General features: G+C 73.1%; 13 protein-coding genes. 5 read left to right on the top strand and 8 right to left on the bottom strand.

The window, feature by feature from the left end:
- Window positions 1-218 precede the first annotated feature (218 nt).
- Complete coding sequence (locus OG361_RS23080; protein WP_405856369.1) at window positions 219-1,088, top strand: sporulation protein; 870 nt, start codon at window positions 219-221, stop codon at window positions 1,086-1,088.
- A 65-nt stretch (window positions 1,089-1,153) separates the two neighbouring features.
- On the top strand, window positions 1,154-1,951 hold the full coding sequence (locus tag OG361_RS23075) for a sporulation protein (RefSeq protein ID WP_405856367.1): 798 nt from the start codon (window positions 1,154-1,156) through the stop codon (window positions 1,949-1,951).
- 169 nt (window positions 1,952-2,120) lie between these two features.
- On the opposite strand, the gene OG361_RS23070 is transcribed toward OG361_RS23075, so the two are convergent.
- From OG361_RS23070 to OG361_RS23050, 5 genes are all read right to left on the bottom strand, one after another.
- Window positions 2,121-3,254, bottom strand: a complete 1,134-nt coding sequence (locus OG361_RS23070) for an acyl-CoA dehydrogenase family protein (RefSeq protein WP_405856365.1) — start codon at window positions 3,252-3,254, stop codon at window positions 2,121-2,123.
- Window positions 3,251-5,203 carry a biotin carboxylase N-terminal domain-containing protein gene (locus OG361_RS23065; protein ID WP_405856363.1) on the bottom strand — a complete coding sequence of 651 codons (1,953 nt, stop codon included), beginning with the start codon at window positions 5,201-5,203 and terminating at the stop codon, window positions 3,251-3,253. The genes OG361_RS23070 and OG361_RS23065 overlap by 4 nt, the downstream gene beginning before the upstream one ends.
- Before the next feature lie 8 nt (window positions 5,204-5,211).
- Window positions 5,212-6,810 (bottom strand): acyl-CoA carboxylase subunit beta, encoded by a 1,599-nt coding sequence (locus OG361_RS23060; protein WP_405856361.1) that lies wholly within the window; start codon window positions 6,808-6,810, stop codon window positions 5,212-5,214.
- Complete coding sequence (locus OG361_RS23055; protein WP_405862394.1) at window positions 6,807-8,501, bottom strand: acyclic terpene utilization AtuA family protein; 1,695 nt, start codon at window positions 8,499-8,501, stop codon at window positions 6,807-6,809. Before OG361_RS23055 ends, OG361_RS23060 begins: the two co-directional genes overlap by 4 nt.
- Window positions 8,502-8,566: 65 nt before the next feature.
- The gene (locus OG361_RS23050; protein WP_405856359.1) at window positions 8,567-9,355 is read right to left on the bottom strand and encodes a TIGR03084 family metal-binding protein; all 789 of its coding nucleotides are present in this window, start codon (window positions 9,353-9,355) and stop codon (window positions 8,567-8,569) included.
- A 327-nt stretch (window positions 9,356-9,682) separates the two neighbouring features.
- On the opposite strand from OG361_RS23050, the gene OG361_RS23045 reads away from it, so the two are divergent.
- Together OG361_RS23045 and OG361_RS23040 are read left to right on the top strand one after the other, a co-directional pair.
- Window positions 9,683-9,991, top strand: coding sequence for a trypco2 family protein (locus tag OG361_RS23045; RefSeq protein WP_405856357.1), 309 nt, complete (start codon window positions 9,683-9,685; stop codon window positions 9,989-9,991).
- Window positions 9,992-9,998: 7 nt separating this feature from the next.
- A complete protein-coding gene (locus OG361_RS23040; RefSeq protein WP_405856355.1) occupies window positions 9,999-13,748 on the top strand; it encodes a hypothetical protein in 3,750 nt (1,249 codons plus the stop codon).
- A 48-nt stretch (window positions 13,749-13,796) separates the two neighbouring features.
- Here the strand turns inward: OG361_RS23040 and OG361_RS23035 are convergent, their stop codons facing one another.
- From OG361_RS23035 to OG361_RS23025, 3 genes are all read right to left on the bottom strand, one after another.
- Entirely contained in the window at window positions 13,797-13,982 is a 186-nt protein-coding gene (locus OG361_RS23035; RefSeq protein WP_384569645.1) for a DUF1272 domain-containing protein, read from the bottom strand.
- Window positions 13,983-14,117: 135 nt separating this feature from the next.
- Window positions 14,118-14,495 carry a VOC family protein gene (locus tag OG361_RS23030; RefSeq protein WP_384569647.1) on the bottom strand — a complete coding sequence of 126 codons (378 nt, stop codon included), beginning with the start codon at window positions 14,493-14,495 and terminating at the stop codon, window positions 14,118-14,120.
- 120 nt (window positions 14,496-14,615) lie between these two features.
- Complete coding sequence (locus OG361_RS23025) at window positions 14,616-15,533, bottom strand: EamA family transporter (RefSeq protein WP_405862392.1); 918 nt, start codon at window positions 15,531-15,533, stop codon at window positions 14,616-14,618.
- A gap of 239 nt (window positions 15,534-15,772) precedes the next feature.
- Here OG361_RS23025 and OG361_RS23020 point away from each other — a divergent pair, with 239 nt between their 5' ends.
- Window positions 15,773-16,630, top strand: a complete 858-nt coding sequence (locus OG361_RS23020; protein WP_405856352.1) for a LysR family transcriptional regulator — start codon at window positions 15,773-15,775, stop codon at window positions 16,628-16,630.
- Window positions 16,631-16,884 lie beyond the last annotated feature (254 nt).

Here is a 16,884-nt window from a genome sequence, read left to right as displayed (position 1 = left end):
CCCCCTGAGCGGCGGTGGAAGGTGGTCGCCGGGATCGCTCGTACCGACGCGCCGTGGGGAGACCTTGTCAGCCCTCCCATGGAAACAATCAAGCACGCTTGCATGGTTCTTGGGAAGACGTACGACCCGCCCCGGAACGGGAGCGGGCCGGTGTCGGCGAGTACGGAATGGGCGGCATACAGGGGGACATGGGCACGTACGCCGATTAGCCTGCACGGATGGTTTTCAAGCGCCTGATGGGCAGCAAGGGAAGCAGCGGGCTTCCGCTCGAGATCGATACCGTCATACCCGACGAGCCGGTCCTGCCGGGAGGGCTGCTGCGCGGGGAGATCGTGTTGCGCGCCCCCGACCGCGACGTGCGGGTGCGGACCGTCAACGTGAAGCTCGTCGCCAACACCTCGCCGGCCGTCGGCAAGAGCGGCGCCGTCGACACGGAGTCCGGCGACACCTTCGCGCATTTCCCCGTGACCAGCCAGTTCACCATCGGAAAGGGCCAGGAGCGGCGGGTGCCCCTCCGGTACCGGCTGCGGTGGGAGAGCCCGGTGTCCGAGGTGCGCGGAAGGCAGCTCGACGGGGTGCGGCTCGGGGTGTACACCTTCGTCGAGGCCGACGGGATCGAGGGCCGCACGGACAGCGACCCCCTGCGCATCGGCGCGACACCGCTGCACGAGACCGTCCTCGACGCGTTCGCCGCCGCCGGGTACACCTGCCGGAGCGCGCAGATCGACGACGACCACATCCCGCGCACCGAGCGCCACATCCTCTACATGCGACAGGGCTTCCGCTGCGTCGCCACCCTGGCGGTGACCGGGCCGGGCCGCCCGCAGAACCTGGAGCTGTACTTCCACTCCAACGCGGTCGGAGCCGAGATCTACGTCCGCAGGTCCGGCCTGACCCAGAAGGACTGGTGGCAGAAGCCGCCCGCCCTGCGCTACGTGGCCGCCCACCACGACGTCGGCCAGGTGGACTTCGAGGCAAGGGTCCGTCAGTGGATCGACGAGGTCTCCGCCCTGCCCGAGAAGGCCGTCGACGACCGCGAGAGGGTCGAGTACGACCTGGACGGCCCCAGGATCTGGCTCGACACGTGACGGGGAGTTAGGCCCCTTCCGTGGCTGCCGACACCCCTGCTGTGGCCGCCGGTTAGCCTGCGCTCATGGTTTTCAAGCGTCTGTTGGGCAGGGGCGGCATACCGCTCGAAATCGATACCGTCATCCAGTCCGGGCCTGCGCAGCCGGGCGGCATCCTCACCGGGGAGGTCGTGGTGCGCGCGCCCGAGCGGGACGTGGAGGTGAAGTCCATCAGCCTGCGGCTCGCCGCCAACGTGTCGGCGGCGCACAAGGGCGACGGCGACGGCGAGCGCCGTGGCGACACCTTCGACTACCCCAGTGTGAGCGGCTGGTTCACCCTCAAGAAGGGTGAGGAGCGGCGGCTGCCCATCAAGCACCGGCTCAAGTGGGAGAGCCCGCTCAGCGAGGTGAAGGGGCAGGAGGTCGGCGTCCTGCTGGGGCTGAACACCGAGGTCGAGGCCGAGGGCATCAAGGCCCAGACGGACGACGACCTCGTCCGGATCACCACGACGCCCCTGCACGAGGCCGTCTTCGACGCCTTCGCCGCCGAGGGGTACGCGCTCGAGACCTCCCGGGTCGTCACGGGGACGATTCCGGACACCGAGTACCACGTCTACCTCGTGCAGGGATTCCTCCTCGTCGACCGGTCGGACGGTGAAGGCCGCCCGCGGGAACTGGAGTTGACCTTCCGCGCCAACCCCGTCGGATGCGAGATCTATCTCCGCAAGGCCGCCTTCCGCGAGAAGTACTGGGAGAAGAAGCCGCCCGCGCTGCGCTACGTGGCCGCCCACCACGACCTCGGCCGGGTGGACTTCGCCGAGGAGGTCCGCCGCTGGATCTCCGAGGTCGCGCTCCGGGGCGACGGCGGCGACGGCGAGGGCTGACGCCTAGGGGTGACGCCTAGGGGTGACGCCTAGGGGTGACGCCCTCACCTTCGCCGGACTGACGTCCCTGTCCTGCTCCCACGGCGCCGTCGTCGTCGCACCGTGGAGCCGGATTCAAGGTGATACCCAAGTGCTGCACGGCCTCCCCAGGGACCGGATCGGCCGGCCCTCAGTACGACTTGGGGAGTCCCAGCGTCTGGTGCGACACGTAGTTCAGGATCATCTCCCGGCTGACCGGGGCGATCCGGGCCACCCGGGCCGCCGTGATCAGGCGGGCGAGGCCGAACTCCTTGGTGAGGCCGTTGCCGCCGAGGGTGTGGACCGATGTGTCGACCGCCCTCACACAGGCCTCCGCCGCCGCGTACTTCGCCATGTTGGCGGCCTCGCCCGCTCCCATGTCGTCGCCCGCGTCGTAGAGGTGCGCGGCCTTCGCCATCATCAGGCGGGCCAGTTCGAGCTCGATGTGGGCCTGGGCGAGGGGGTGCGCGACGGCCTGGTGGGCGCCGATCGGGGCCTTCCAGACCTGGCGTTCCTTCGCGTACTTCACGGCTTGGCCGAGCGCGTACCGGCCCATGCCGATCGCGAACGCGGCCGTCATGATCCGCTCCGGGTTGAGCCCGGCGAAGAGCTGGAGGAGGCCCGCGTCCTCGTCGCCGACGAGCGCGTCGGCGGGGAGGTGCACGTCGTCGAGGGTGAGCTCGAACTGCTTCTCGTTCGCGTCGAGTTCCATCTCGATGTGGCGCCGCCCGAAGCCGGGGGCGTCTCGCGGCACGATGAAGAGGCAGGGCTTCAGGCTGCCCGTGCGGGCGTCCGACGTACGGCCGACGATGAGGGTCGCGTCGGCGATGTCGACGCCCGAGACGAAGACCTTCCGGCCGTTGAGGACCCAGCCCTCCTCCGTGCGGGTCGCGGTGGTCGTGATGCGGTGCGAGTTGGATCCCGCGTCGGGCTCGGTGATGCCGAAGGCCATCGTCTTCGAGCCGTCCGCGAGGCCCGGGAGCCAGTCCCGCTTCTGCTCCTCGGTGCCGAAGCGGGCGATGACCGTGCCGCAGATGGCGGGCGAGACGACCATCATGAGGAGCGGGGCACCGGCGGCGCCCGCCTCCTCCAGGACGATCGACAGTTCGGCCATGCCGCCGCCCCCGCCGCCGTACTCCTCGGGCAGGTTCACGCCGAGGTAGCCGAGCTTGCCCGCCTCGGCCCACAGGGCGGCCCGGTCGAAGCCGGGGCCGTGGCGGTGGCCGAGCGCGGAGACGGCGGCGCGGAGTGCGGTCCGTTCCGGGGAGTCGATGAGGGTGCTCATGCTGTCTGGTCCTCCTGTGCTTCGGTCGGGACGTCTGTCGGGACGTCTGTCGAGACGTCCGCCTGTACGACGGCGAGCAGGGCGCCGACCTCGACCTGGCGGCCGGGGACGGCATGGAGCGCGGTGAGCGTGCCGGAGGCGGGAGCGGTGACGCGGTGCTCCATCTTCATGGCCTCCAGCCAGAGGAGCGGCTGCCCGGCGGTGACCCGGTCGCCGACGGCGAGGCCGTCCGCGACCCGGACGACGGTGCCGGGCATGGGGGCGATCAGGGAGCCCGGTTTCCGCTGGTCGGCGGGGTCGGGGAAGCGGGGGCGGAGGGTGAGGCGGTACGGGCCGACGTGGACGGTGTCGCCGTACCGGGCGACGTCGAAGTCCCGTACGACTCCGGCGACTTCGAGGCGGACGCGGTCGGGGGCGGCCGACACGACCCGGATCCCCTCGGGGGCGGTGACCTCGTAGCCGCCGCCCCGAGCGGGCCGGTAGCGGACCTCGTGCTCCCCGTACGTCCGCGTCTCGTCCTGCGAGCGGACGTTGCGCCATCCTCCGCCGAAGCGGCGGCCGTTGAGCGAGGCCTCGGCGAGGGCCGCTGCCGCCGCCGCGTACGCCGCACCCGGCGCCCTGCCCCGCTCCCCACCCCGCTCCCCACTCTCGGGAGGGGCGGTCAGGGCGGTGAGGTTCCGCTCGTAGAAGCCGGTGTCCAGGGTGTCGGGCGAGAGGTACTCGGGGTGGCGGAGGGAGGCGACGAGCAGCTCCCGGTTGGTGGCGGGTCCGTGGATCCGGGCCCGCTCCAGGGCGTGGGCGAGCTTGCGGGCGGCCTCGGCCCGGGTGGGGGCGTGGACGACGATCTTGGCGAGCATCGGGTCGTAGTGGATGCCGATCCCGTCGCCGGAGACGTATCCGGTGTCGACCCGGACCCGGCCCTCGCGGGGGACCTCGAAGCGGTGCAGGACGCCCGTCTGGGGCGCCCACTCCCGGGCCGGGTCCTCCGCGTAGAGGCGCGCCTCGATCGCGTGGCCGCGCGGGGCCGGGGGCTCGGGGGGCAGTTCCCGGCCCTCCGCCACGGCGAGCTGGAGGGCGACGAGATCGACCCCGTACACCTCCTCCGTCACCGGGTGCTCGACCTGGAGGCGGGTGTTCATCTCCAGGAAGTGCGCCCTGCCGTCCTTCACCAGGAACTCGACCGTGCCCGCGCCGACGTAGCCGACGGCCTTCGCCGCGCGGACGGCCGTGTCCAGGAGGGAGGCCTCCAGGGCGGCCGGCAGACCGGGCGCCGGGGCCTCCTCGACGACCTTCTGGTGCCGCCGCTGGAGGGAGCAGTCGCGGGTGCCGAGCGCCCAGACCGTGCCGTGGGTGTCGCAGAGGAGCTGCACCTCGACGTGCCGGCCGTTCTCCACGTACGGCTCGACGAAGACCTCGCCGTCGCCGAAGGCGCTCGCCGCCTCGGCGGAGGCCGCGCTCAACGCGTCTTTCAGCTCGGCGAGTTCACGGACGATCCGCATGCCCCGGCCGCCGCCGCCCGCCGCCGCCTTCACCAGGACGGGCAGGTCGTCCTCGCCGACGTCCGACAGGGGCCGGACGCCCAGGAGTTCCTTGGCCCGGGTCTTCGAGGCCATCTCCTCGATCGCCTCGGGCGGCGGGCCGATCCAGACGAGGCCCGCGTCGAGCACGGCCCGCGCGAAGCCGGCGTTCTCGGAGAGGAAGCCGTAGCCGGGGTGGACGGCGTCGGCGCCCGCCGCGAGCGCCGCCTTCACCACCAGGTCGCCGCGCAGGTACGTCTCCGAGGGCGCCGCCCCCGGCAGCCGTACGGCCGCGTCGGCCTCCCGGACGTGCAGGGCGTCGGCGTCCGCGTCGGAGTACACGGCGACGGTGGAGATGCCCAGGTCACGGCAGGTGCGGAAGACCCGGCAGGCGATCTCTCCCCGGTTCGCGACCAGTACGGTCGAAATCATCAGAGCCCTCACATTCGGAAGACGCCGAAGCCGCCGCGCGCGCCCTCGACCGGTGCCGTGTGGATCGCGGAGAGGCACAGCCCGAGGACCGTGCGGGTGTCGCGGGGGTCGATGACCCCGTCGTCGTAGAGCCGCCCCGACAGGAACATCGGGAGGGACTCGGACTCGATCTGCGCCTCGACGAGGGCGCGGAGCCCCGCGTCGGCCTCGTCGTCGTACGGCTGCCCCTTCGCCGCCGCGCTCGCCCTCGCCACGATCGACAGGACGCCGGCGAGCTGCTGCGGGCCCATGACGGCGGACTTCGCGCTCGGCCAGGCGAAGAGGAAGCGGGGGTCGTACGCCCGGCCGCACATGCCGTAGTGCCCGGCGCCGTACGACGCTCCCATCAGCAGCGAGAGGTGCGGCACGCGCGAGTTCGCGACCGCGTTGATCATCATCGCGCCGTGCTTGATGATGCCGCCCTGCTCGTACTCCTTGCCGACCATGTAGCCGGTGGTGTTGTGGAGGAAGAGGAGCGGGATGTCCCGCTGGTTGGCGAGCTGGATGAACTGCGCCGCCTTCTGCGACTCCGCGCTGAAGAGGACGCCCTGCGCGTTGGCGAGGATGCCGACCGGGTAGCCGTGCAGGGACGCCCAGCCCGTGGTGAGCGAGGGCCCGTACAGCGGCTTGAACTCGTCGAAGTCGGAGCCGTCGACGATCCGGGCGATCACCTCGCGCGGGTCGAAGGGGGTCTTGAGGTCCCCGGGCACGATCCCGAGGAGCTCCTCCTCGTCGTACTTCGGCGGAGCGGCCGGACCCGGGTCGGGGTGCGCCTTGCGGTGGTTGAGGCGGGCGACGATCCGGCGGGCCCGGCGGATCGCGTCCGCCTCGTCGACGGCGTAGTGGTCGGCGAGACCGGAGGTCCGCGCGTGCATCTCGGCGCCGCCGAGGGACTCGTCGTCGCTCTCCTCCCCCGTCGCCATCTTCACGAGCGGCGGGCCGCCGAGGAAGACCTTCGACCGCTCCTTGATCATCACGGTGTGGTCGGACATGCCGGGGACGTACGCCCCGCCGGCCGTCGAGTTGCCGAAGACGACCGCCACCGTGGGGATCCCGGCCGCCGAGAGGCGGGTGAGGTCGCGGAAGAGCGCCCCGCCGGGGATGAAGATCTCCTTCTGGGAGGGGAGGTCGGCGCCGCCGGACTCGACGAGCGAGACGACCGGGAGACGGTTGGCGAACGCGATCTCGTTGGCCCGCAGCGCCTTCTTCAGCGTCCACGGGTTGGAGGCGCCGCCACGTACGGTCGGGTCGTTGGCCGTGATCAGGCACTCGACGCCCTCGACGACCCCGATGCCGGTGACGAGCGAGGCGCCCACCTGGTAGTCGCTGCCCCAGGCGGCGAGCGGCGACAGCTCCAGGAACGGCGAGTCGGGGTCGACGAGCAGCTCGATCCGCTCGCGGGCGAGGAGCTTGCCGCGCCCCCGGTGCCGGGCCGTGTACTTCTCGCCGCCGCCCGCGAGGGCCTTGGCGTGCTCGGCTTCGAGGGCGGCGAGCTTCTCCTCCATGGCGGCGCGGGCGGCCTGGTGGTCGGGTCCGCCGGTGTCGAGGGCGGAGGCGAGGACGGTCACAGGAGTTCCTCCGGTATGTCCAGGTGCCGGGAGCGGAGCCACTCGCCGAGGGCCTTGGCCTGGGGGTCGAAACGGGCCTGGGAGGCGACGCCCTCGCCGAGGATCCCGGCGACGGTGAAGTTGAGGGCCCGGAGGTTGGGGAGGGCGTGCCGGACGACGGTCAGGCCGGTGGTCTCGGGGAGGAGTTCGCGGAACTTCTCCACGGTGAGCGTGTGCGCGAGCCAGCGCCACTCCTCCTCCGTGCGGACCCAGACGCCGACGTTGGCGTCGCCGCCCTTGTCGCCGCTGCGGGCTCCGGCGACCCGGCCGAGGGGGGCCCGGCGGGTGGGGCCGTCCGGGAGGGGGGCGGGGAGCGGCGGGTCGGGGACGGGGGCCGGGGCCTGTGTGCGGGGCGGTACGGGGACGGGGTCCACGTCCTGGGCTCGGGGCGGTACGGGGACGGGAGCCGGGACCTGCGTGGGGGGCGGTACGGGGACGGGGACGCGGGTTCCGTCCGGGAGCACGGCCGTGTGCGGGACGTCGGCGGCGGGGACGTACGCGGTCTCGAAGACGCCGTAGGGGGCGCCCCTGCCGGGTGGGGCGGTCACATGGAAGCCGGGGTAGCTCCCCAGGGCCAGTTCGATCGCCGCCCCTGTCAGGGTGCGGCCGACGGCCTCGGGGGCGGGATCCCGGACGACGAGCCGGAGCAGGGCGCTCGCGGTCTCCTCGGTGGCGGCGTCCTCCCGGTCCGTGCGGGCCAGCTCCCAACGCACCTCGGCGGGACGGGACTTCGTCCGCCCGAAGGCGTCCTCGATCTGGTCGCGCACGAGTCGCGCCTTGGCCTCGATGTCGAGGCCGGTGAGGACGAGGACGACCTCGTTGCGGAAGCCGCCGAGACGGTTGAGCCCGGCCTTGAGGGTGGGAGGCGGGGCCTCGCCCGTCACCCCCTGGATCCGGACCCTGTCAGGGCCCTCCGGGGTGAGCCGTACGGTGTCGAGCCGGGCGGTCACGTCCGGGCCGGGGTAGCGGGCGCCGGCCGTCTCGTAGAGCAGCTGGGCCGTGACCGTACCGACGTCGACGAGTCCGCCCGTGCCGGGGTGCTTGGTGATGACGGCGCTGCCGTCCTCGTGGAGCTCGGCGAGCGGGAAGCCGGGGCGGCGGAAGACGGCCGGGTCGTGTTCGGCGAAGAAGGCGTAGTTCCCGCCGGTGGCCTGGGTGCCGCACTCCAGGACGTGCCCGGCGACGACCGCGCCCGCCAGCCGGTCGTACTCCTGCGGCCCCCAGCCGAAGTGCCACTGCGCGGGCCCGGTGACGAGCGCGGCGTCGGTGACCCGGCCGGTGACGACGACATCGGCGCCGGCGGCGAGACAGGCGGCGATCCCGGCCCCGCCGAGGTAGGCGTTGGACGTCAGCACGCCGTCCGTCGGCGGCAGCCGGTCGCCCTCGACATGGGCGATCCGGGTCGGCAGGCCGAGCTTCGCGGCGAGGGAGCGCAGGGCCTCGGCGAGCCCGGCGGGGTTCAGGCCGCCCGCGTTGGTGACGATGCGGACCCCGCGCTCGTGGGCGAGGCCGAGGCCCTCCTCCATCTGGCGCAGGAAGGTCTTCGCGTAGCCGGCGGCCGGGTCCTTGAGCTGGTCGCGGCCGAGGATGAGCATGGTCAGCTCGGCGAGGTAGTCGCCGGTGAGGACGTCGAGCTCACCGCCGGTGAGCATCTCGCGGACGGCGTCGAAGCGGTCGCCGTAGAAGCCGGAGGCGTTGCCGATGCGGAGGACCACTCCTACGCCCCCTCGGGTGCGCGGCCGGCGCCCGCCGGGCCCGCGAAGGCCTGGGCGATGGTGAGCCAGCGCTCGGCGTCGGGGCCGTGCGCGACGAGGGCGGTGTCGTCGCGGTGGACGCGCTGGGTGACGAGGAGGCAGAAGTCGAGGGCCGGGCCGGTGACGGTCTGGGCGGCGCCCTCGGTCCCGTACGCCCACATCTCCCCGTCGGGGGCGGTGAGTTCGATACGGAAGGGCTCGGCGGGCGCCGGGATGCCCCGTACCAGGAAGGCGTAGTCACGGGCGCGGACGCCGATCCAGGCGACGTGCCGGAGCCGGGCGGTGGGCGCGCGGACCACCCCGAGGGCGTCGGCGACGTCCTGGCCGTGCGCCCAGGTCTCCATGAGCCGGGCGGTGGCCATGGCCGGGGCGCTCATCGGCGGCCCGTACCAGGGGAACCTGGCCCCGGGCGGGACCGCGCGCAGGGCCTCCTGGAGGCGCTCGCGGCCGGCGCGCCAGGCGGCGAGGAGCTCGGCGGGCGGCAGCTTCGCGCCCTCCTCGGCGCCCTCGTCGACGAAGCGGTCGGGGGCGGCGAGGGCCTTCTCCGTCTCGGCGGCGAAGGCCTCGGGGTCGGTGGCGGCGAGGAGGGCGGCCCGGTCGGTCCAGGCGAGGTGAGCGATCTGGTGGGCGATCGTCCAGCCGGGCGCGGGGGTCGGCGCGCTCCACCGCTCCTCGCCCAACTCTCCGATCAGCAGGTCGAGTTCTTCGCTCTCCTCACGCAGATCGTCGAGGACGACGGCGGAATCGGACACGGTGCACTCCCCTCGGGACACGGCGGCACGACGGCGTGCCCCGGAGCATGGCAGCGAACCAGAAAACAATCAAGCATGCTTGCTTTGATTGATGGCGAGGAGGCCCGGGGGGGGCGGGCGTCGACCTGACGGGAGCAGGTGGCGACCTGACGGGAGCAGGTGGCGACCTGACGGGAGCAGGCGGCGACCTGACGGGAGCAGGCGGCGACCTGACGGGAGCAGGTGGCGACCTGACGGGAGCAGGCGGCGACCTGACGGACCACTGCCGAACTCCCCACCCTTCTGCAACACTTCACGGGTAGCGCTTCGTACCACCACGGGGGTCACATGGACATCGAACTCTCCGACCTGCTCGCCTCCCTCCGCTCCGAGATCGGCCGCGCCCGACTGGAAGCCGCGAACGAGGACGTCAGGTTCCGCATCGACTCCATCGACCTGGAGCTGCAGGTCACCGTGGAGAAGTCCGCCGAGGCGAACGCGGGCATGAAGTTCTGGGTCGTCTCGCTCGGCGGCAAGGCCGGCGCGAAGAGCGGCCAGACCCACACGGTGCGGCTGAGCCTCACGGCGGAGGACGCCTCGACCGGCCAGAAGGTCCGCACCTCGGACGACGTGACCGACCTCCTCGGCGCCGGCTGAGCCGCCCGTGGCACCGCTCGACACGGCCCGCGTCGCCGAGGTCGTCGTCACGGGGAACGGCCCGGCCGAGTACGGCTCCGGGTACCGCATCGCCAACCGTCTCGTGCTCACCGTGGACCACGTCTTCGGTGGGCCCGAGAACCCCGGCACGTGCACCGTACGCCTCGGCGGCGGCGACACCCCGCTGGCCGCGACGCCCGTGTGGCGCGGCAAGAACGGCCGGGACCTGGCACTCCTGTACCTCGACGACGCCCCCGCGGACACCGTCCTCGCGGTGTCCTTCGGCGTCTTACCGACGGGTGCGGGCAGCGTGCCCTTCACCGGCGTCGGCTTCCCGGCCTTCGCGACCCGCCCCGAGGAGCCCGGCATCAAGGGCCTGCGGCGGCGGGACAGCCAGCAGGCCGACGGTTTCGTCCTGCTGGGCTCCAACATCAAGTCGAGGTATCTCGGCCTCCAGTACACGACCGTCGCGCCCCGGCCCGCCGACCGGCAGGACGATCCCGACCCCTGGCGGGGGATGTCGGGCGCCGCCTTCTTCACCCGCGAAAGCGGGCTGCTCATCGGGGTGCAGGCGCACCGGCTGCCCGCCGCGGGCATCACCAGCGCCGAGGCCGAGCCGATCGCCGACGCCCTCGACGACCCCGACTTCTGCCGCCGGCTCGCCCTGGGCGGCATACGGTACGAGCCCAGGCCCGTCACCCTCGGCGACGAACCGCCCGAGCCCGAACCGCTCCTGCGCGCGGTCATCCCCCAGCACGAACTCATCGGCGGCTTCGGCGACTTCAAGAAGAACCTCACCTCCGAACAGCTGTCCTTCGTCTCCCCGGGCGACGACCACCCCGCCGAACCGGGAAACCTCTTCGTCCGGCTCGTCGGCTCGGGAGACCGGGGCGTCCTCCTCGTCGGCGCCGCCGGCACCGGAAAGACCCGCGCCGGCATCGAGGTGGGCCGGATCGCCCTCGACGCGGGCTGGCGCGTCCTGCACGTCCTGCCGGGCGAGGACAACTCCGTCACCGACGTCATCGCCGAGCAGGTCTGCGCCGAACAGACCCCGGCCCTCGTCGTCGTCGACTACCTCAACGAGTCCCAGATCGACCTGCCGGCGCTGCGGCACCGGCTCATCCCCGAGGCACGCCGCCGCGGCATACCTGTGGCCCTCCTCGCCTCCGTACGCCCGGGCTGGCTGCGGAAGGCCAACCGGGCCCAGCTGCACGAGCTGTTCGACGAGGTGGAGCTGCGCCAGGACGACGACTTCCAGCAGCAGGTCGCCGACAACGCCCTGCGCTCGCTCGCCCCGGCCGCGACCGCCCGGCACGGCATCGCCAGGATGCGGGAGATCTGCGGACACCGCCCGATCGTGGCGCTGCTCGTCGCGCGCGAGGTCGAGCGGCGCGTCACCTCCGGCCTGTCCCTGCCCGAGCCGACGGGGCTGCGCGAGGGCGGGGAGATCCCCCGATGGCTGAAGAGTCGCCTCGGCGAGGACGACCTCGCCGTCCCCGGCCGCCTGCACGCCTTCGTCCCGGTCCGCGCCTCCCCCTCCCTCGTGGCCGCCGCCGCTGCCACGGCCGCCTGCCCCCAGCCCCGCGAGGAGGTGACGGCGGCGGCGCGCGCGGCGCTGGCCGGGATGGCCTCGGGGACGACATCCGGGGCAGCCTCAGGGACGGCCCCCGGGATGGCCTCGGGGACAGCACAGGGTGCGAGCCCCGGCGCGCAGGGCATCGTGCCGCGCGCCGAGGACGCCGTCGCCACGCTCCTCTCCCTCGGCTGGCTGGAGACCGGGGAGGACGGCACGCTGTCCGTCGCCCACGACCTCGTCACCGACCAGCTCGTGGAGTCCGTACTCCTTCCCGAACGGGACGAGGCGCCGGACACCGACGGTGCCCACGCGCTGCTCGCCGGGTGCCTGGTGAGCCCCCGCGCGATCGGCCGCGCAGCGCTCAACATCGGGCGCGTCGTCAACGACCTGGCGCTCGCGGACCGTTCGGGGCCCGTCTCCGCCGTACTGAACACCTGGTTCACGGAGCACGCCACGACCCTCGGCGCCGTCCTGCGGCTCGACGCCAACGTCGGCAGCTACGCGCTCGGCTCGGTCTGCTCGGGCGCGCCCTGGTCCGCGTCCGCCGTCCAGTGCTGGGAACAGGTCGTCGGCCCCTGGCTCGCGGACTTCGGCCACCGGGTCGCCGCCCGGCACCTGCTCTACCGCGGCCTCCACCACCTCCCCGAGGACGGCGCGCGGCTGCTGCTGCCGACGGTCTGGTCCTGGCTGGCGCGGCACGGCGAGGTCGGGCAGGCGAGCTTCGTCCTGGCCCCGCTGCTGCACCGCACCGACCTCACCCCGGACAGCGCGACACGAGCCGTCGCCGCCGCGCTCACCTGGCTCGGCACCCGCACCGGCGACAGGGAGGCCGACTTCGTCCTCGGCCCCCTCCTCAACCGCTCCGACCTCACCCCGGACGAGTCGACGAGAGCGGTCACAGCCGCCCTGACCTGGCTCGACACCCGCGCGAACGGCCTGGAGCCCGACTTCGTCCTCGGACCCCTCCTCAACCGCACCGACCTCACCCCGGACGAATCGACGAGAGCGGTCACCGCCGCCCTGGCCTGTCTCGGCGTCCGTGCCCACGACATCAAGGCGCAGTTCGTCCTCAATCCCCTGCTGTCGCGGAACGACCTGACCCCGGACACCGCGGAGCAGGCGATCGCCAACGCCCTCGCATGGCTCGACACGCACACCCGCCATCAGGAGGCGCAGTTCGTCCTCAATCCGCTGCTGTCGCGGAACGACCTGACCCCGGACACCGCGGAGCAGGCGATCACCCACGCCCTCACGTGGCTCGACACGCACACCCGCCATCAGGAGGCGCAGTTCGTCCTCAACCCCCTGCTGTCGCGGACCGACCTCCCTCCGGACACCTCGACGAGGGCGGTCACCGCCGCCCTCGGCTGGCTCGCCGCCCACACCGACGACCACGAGGCCGACTTCGTCCTCGGTCCGTTGCTGAAGCAGTTGCCGCCCGGGGGCGCTTCCCCCGACATACAGGAGATGGTCGAGACCTGGATCCGCCTCCACACCCCCCAGCAGGACTTCACCTTCCTCAGCAAGTGGGTCCTGCGGCAGCGGCTGATGAGCCCGCCGATCTACCGGGCCCTGCTCGTCTGGGCCCACGGAAACCCCGACAACGAGGATCTCGTCCCCCGCATGGCGGGGACGTCCTTCGGCGTGGGTCCGTACATCGAGACGTGGCAGGGGGCCCGCGACTGGCTCCGCATCATCGAACTCTGCCTCGACCACGCCGAGCGCCACGGTGCCCGGGCGAACTTCACCGGCGTACTCGACGCGCTGATATCGCGGCTCCCCCAGCAGTTCCGCACGGGAGTCGGGGCGGCCTGGGCCGACGACTGCATCCGCCGGTGGCTGGCACTGCCGTTCGCCATGGATCCCACGGCCTTCTACACCAACGCCGGGATCGTCAACCGCTGTCACGCCCTGCTCTTGTCCGGTGGGTACGAGCAGGCGGAACGGGAACGGATCGCCCGGCGACTGCGGGCGTGGGTGGCGGCCTGGCCCGCCAAGGATCTCAACGTGGAGGCCGTCGCCTACATCGACGCCCACATGCTTCCGCCGCGCCCCGGCCCTCCGCCTCCCGCTCCCCCTCCCCCTCCGCCTCCGCCTCCGCCTCCCGCTCCCCCTCCGCCTCCCGCGGCCCCGCCCAGCGGCGAGGGTCACGACCCCGACGGAAGGACCGTCGCCGCGTAGGCCACGGGCGCGGCACGCCAGCCACACCGCCGGACGGCCGGCCGCCGGCTACGCGGCGGGGCGGCGGCGCGGTCGCGGGACGAGTTCGCCGCCGCAGTTGGGGCAGACGTCGTCCATGGCATCGGCGCACGGCACGCAGAAGGTGCACTCGTACGTACAGATCCGGGCCGGCCCGTCCACGGTCAGGGCCGCCGTCTCGCAGCGCTCGCACCGGTCTCGCATCTCCAGGGCCATGGTCGGCTCCCCCTCTTCGTACGGCTGAGAACCGTCCCATCGTCCGCGCCCGCCCCCGGCCCCCGAAACAGGCCGGCGGCCAAGGACCGACAGGATCGGGTCACCGCCCGGAGCGCCGGCCCACCGCCGCCCGTATCAGTGCCTGACCAGGCAGAACGGATGCCCGGCGGGGTCCGCGTACACCCGCCAGCTCCGCTTGCCGTCCCCCTCGTCCAGGACGGTCGCGCCCCGGGCGAGGACGTGCTCCTGGGCCGCGTCCAGGTCGGGGACGCCGAAGTCGAGGTGGAACTGCTGGGGGCGGTCGGGATCCGGCCATGTCGGCGGGCGGTGGTCGGCGACGCCCTGGAAGCAGAGGACGAGCCCACCGGGGGTGTGCAGCGTGGACCAGGCGTCGTCGAGGGACCAGCGGGGATCGGGCCGGTCGACCTCGCCGCCGAGCACCGCGCGGTAGAACTCCGCGAGCTCCCGGGGCACGGGGCAGTCGATCACGAGGCATTGCAGATCGGCGATCATGCGCGGAGTCTAGAGGCGACCACGCCGGCCCCGGATCCGGCTGCCTGGTGGCGGTCACCTCGGCGGTCGACGGCGCCCCGACCGAGTGCCGGAAGCCCTCTCGCCGACCCGCCCCCGGCTTCAGGGGGTGTCGCGCCGCGCCGCCCGGACCTGGGTGCGGACCGCGCCCATGCTGGCCCCGATGACCAGGGCGATGGCGAGTGCGTCGGTGACGGACAGGGCCTGGCTGAGGACGAGGAAGCCGGCCGCCGCCGCGATGGCCGGTTCCAGGCTCATCAGGATCGCGAAGGTGGGCGCGGGCAGACGGCGCAGGGCGATGAGTTCGAGGGTGTACGGCAGGACGGAGGAGAGCAGCGCGACTCCGAGGCCGAGCAGGACCGTCGACGGTACGAGGAGCTTGTCGCCCGCCTCCGCGATGCCGAACGGCAGGCTGAGGACGGCACCGAAGGCCATGGCCAGCGCGAGCCCGTCGGCCTGCGGGAAGCGGCGGCCGGTGCGGGCGCTGAAGACGATGTACGCGGCCCACATCGCGCCCGCGGCGAGCGCGAAGGCGCAGCCCACCGGGTCCAGGCGGTCGAAGCCGCCGCCGCTGAGCAGGACGACGCCGCCGAGGGCGAGCCCCGCCCAGAGCAGGTTCGCGGCCCGGCGTGAGGCGACGACCGAGAGGATGAGCGGGCCGAGGACCTCCAGGGTCACGGCGGCGCCCAGCGGGATCCGGTCGGCGGCCTGGTAGAAGAGGATGTTCATTCCGGCCATGGCGGTGCCGAAGGCGACGACGGTGCCCCAGTCGGCGCGGCCGTAGCCGCGGACCTTGGGCCGGCAGACGATCAGCAGGACGAGCGCGGCGAGCACGAGCCGCAGGGTGACGACGCCGAGGGCGCCGGCGCGGGGCATCAGGAGGACGGCGACGGCGGAGCCGAACTGCACGGAGAGCCCGCCCGCGACGACGAGGGCGACGGGCCCGAGGTGCCGGACGGCCTTCCCCCTCCCCGGCCCGGGAGCGCCGTCCACGACGCCGCTCGGCGGCTCGACGGCCATGGCGGCGGCCGGGGTCACATCCTTGACCGGACTGTCCACCGGGCTACTCCTCCTACAGGTCCACGCCTACATGACGTACACGACGTACACGTCGAAGACGACTGAATGGTTCACTGAACTAGACCCCCAGTTCAGAATAGTGCACTCCCACGCGACTGTCGCCACGATTCCCCTCCCACGCTACGAGCCCCCGCGCGGCACCGGAAATGCCGAATGCGCTGCGGTTATGCTCCGAAGACATGAGCATCGAGCTGCGTCACCTCCGCTGCTTCCTCGCCATCGCCGAGGAATCCAGCCTGACCAGGGCAGCCGCACGGCTCCACCTCACCCAGCCCGCCGTCTCCCGCACGCTGGCCGCCCTCGAACAACACCTCGGCGCCCGGCTCGTCGACCGCTCCACCCACCACCTCGCCCTCACCCCCGACGGCCGCGCCTTCCAGGACCGGGCGGCCGCGGCCCTCGCCGCCTTCGAGGCCGCCGTCGACCCGGCGAGGCTGCGCCACCGCCCCCTGCGCCTCGGGCACGCCTGGTCGGCGTTCGGCCCGTACACCACCCCGCTGCTCCGGCGCTGGCAGCGCGAACACCCGGAGACCCCGCTCGAACTCCTCCGCATCGACGACCGCACGGCCGGTCTCGCCCGCGGCGAGGTGGACGCGGCCCTGCTCAGGGGCCCGGTCGACGCGCCGGGCCTGGTCACCGAGGAGCTCGCCACGGAGGAGCGGGTCGCCGCACTGTCCGCCGACCACCCGCTCGCGGACCGGCCCCGGCTCACCCTCGGGGAGCTCACGGGGCAGACGGTCGTCCTCAACACCGTCTCGGGCACGACCACGCTCGCGCTCTGGCCCGCCACCGCCCGCCCGCAGGCCACCCTGACCGTCGCCAACACCGACGACTGGCTCACCGCGATCGCCGCCGGCCGGGGCATCGGCGTCTCCTCCGCCTCCACGGCCGCACTCCACCCGCACCCGGGCGTCGCCTACCGCCCCCTGCCCGACGCGCCGCCGCTACCGGTGGTCCTGGCCTGGCGGGACGCCTTCCCGCACCCGGCGACGGGCGCGCTGGTGGCGATGGCCAGGGAGATCGTCAGCGGGGAGTGAACGCCCCCACTGCCGGCTCATCGCCGAGGGCAACGAGGCACCTCGTGAGCCCCACCAGAAGCCCGCCCGAGACCCTCGCCCCTAGGGCGTGTGTCTAAAGTCCCGCCTGCCCGGCGGCGCCCGGCACGCACGCTCGCCGCGTTGTCGGGATCACCCCGATACATCCAGTATCGGGGTGATCCTCCGCCTTGCGATCGCACGCACCGGACACCACCGGGCCTGCCCTTCGGGCAGACGGCGCTACTTTCGACACA

Source organism: Streptomyces sp. NBC_00090 (assembly GCF_045160815.1).
Classification (GTDB): Bacteria; Actinomycetota; Actinomycetes; order Streptomycetales; family Streptomycetaceae; genus Streptomyces.
Note: the sequence above shows the minus strand (reverse complement) of the source record. Positions and strands in the feature narration are given on the sequence as shown.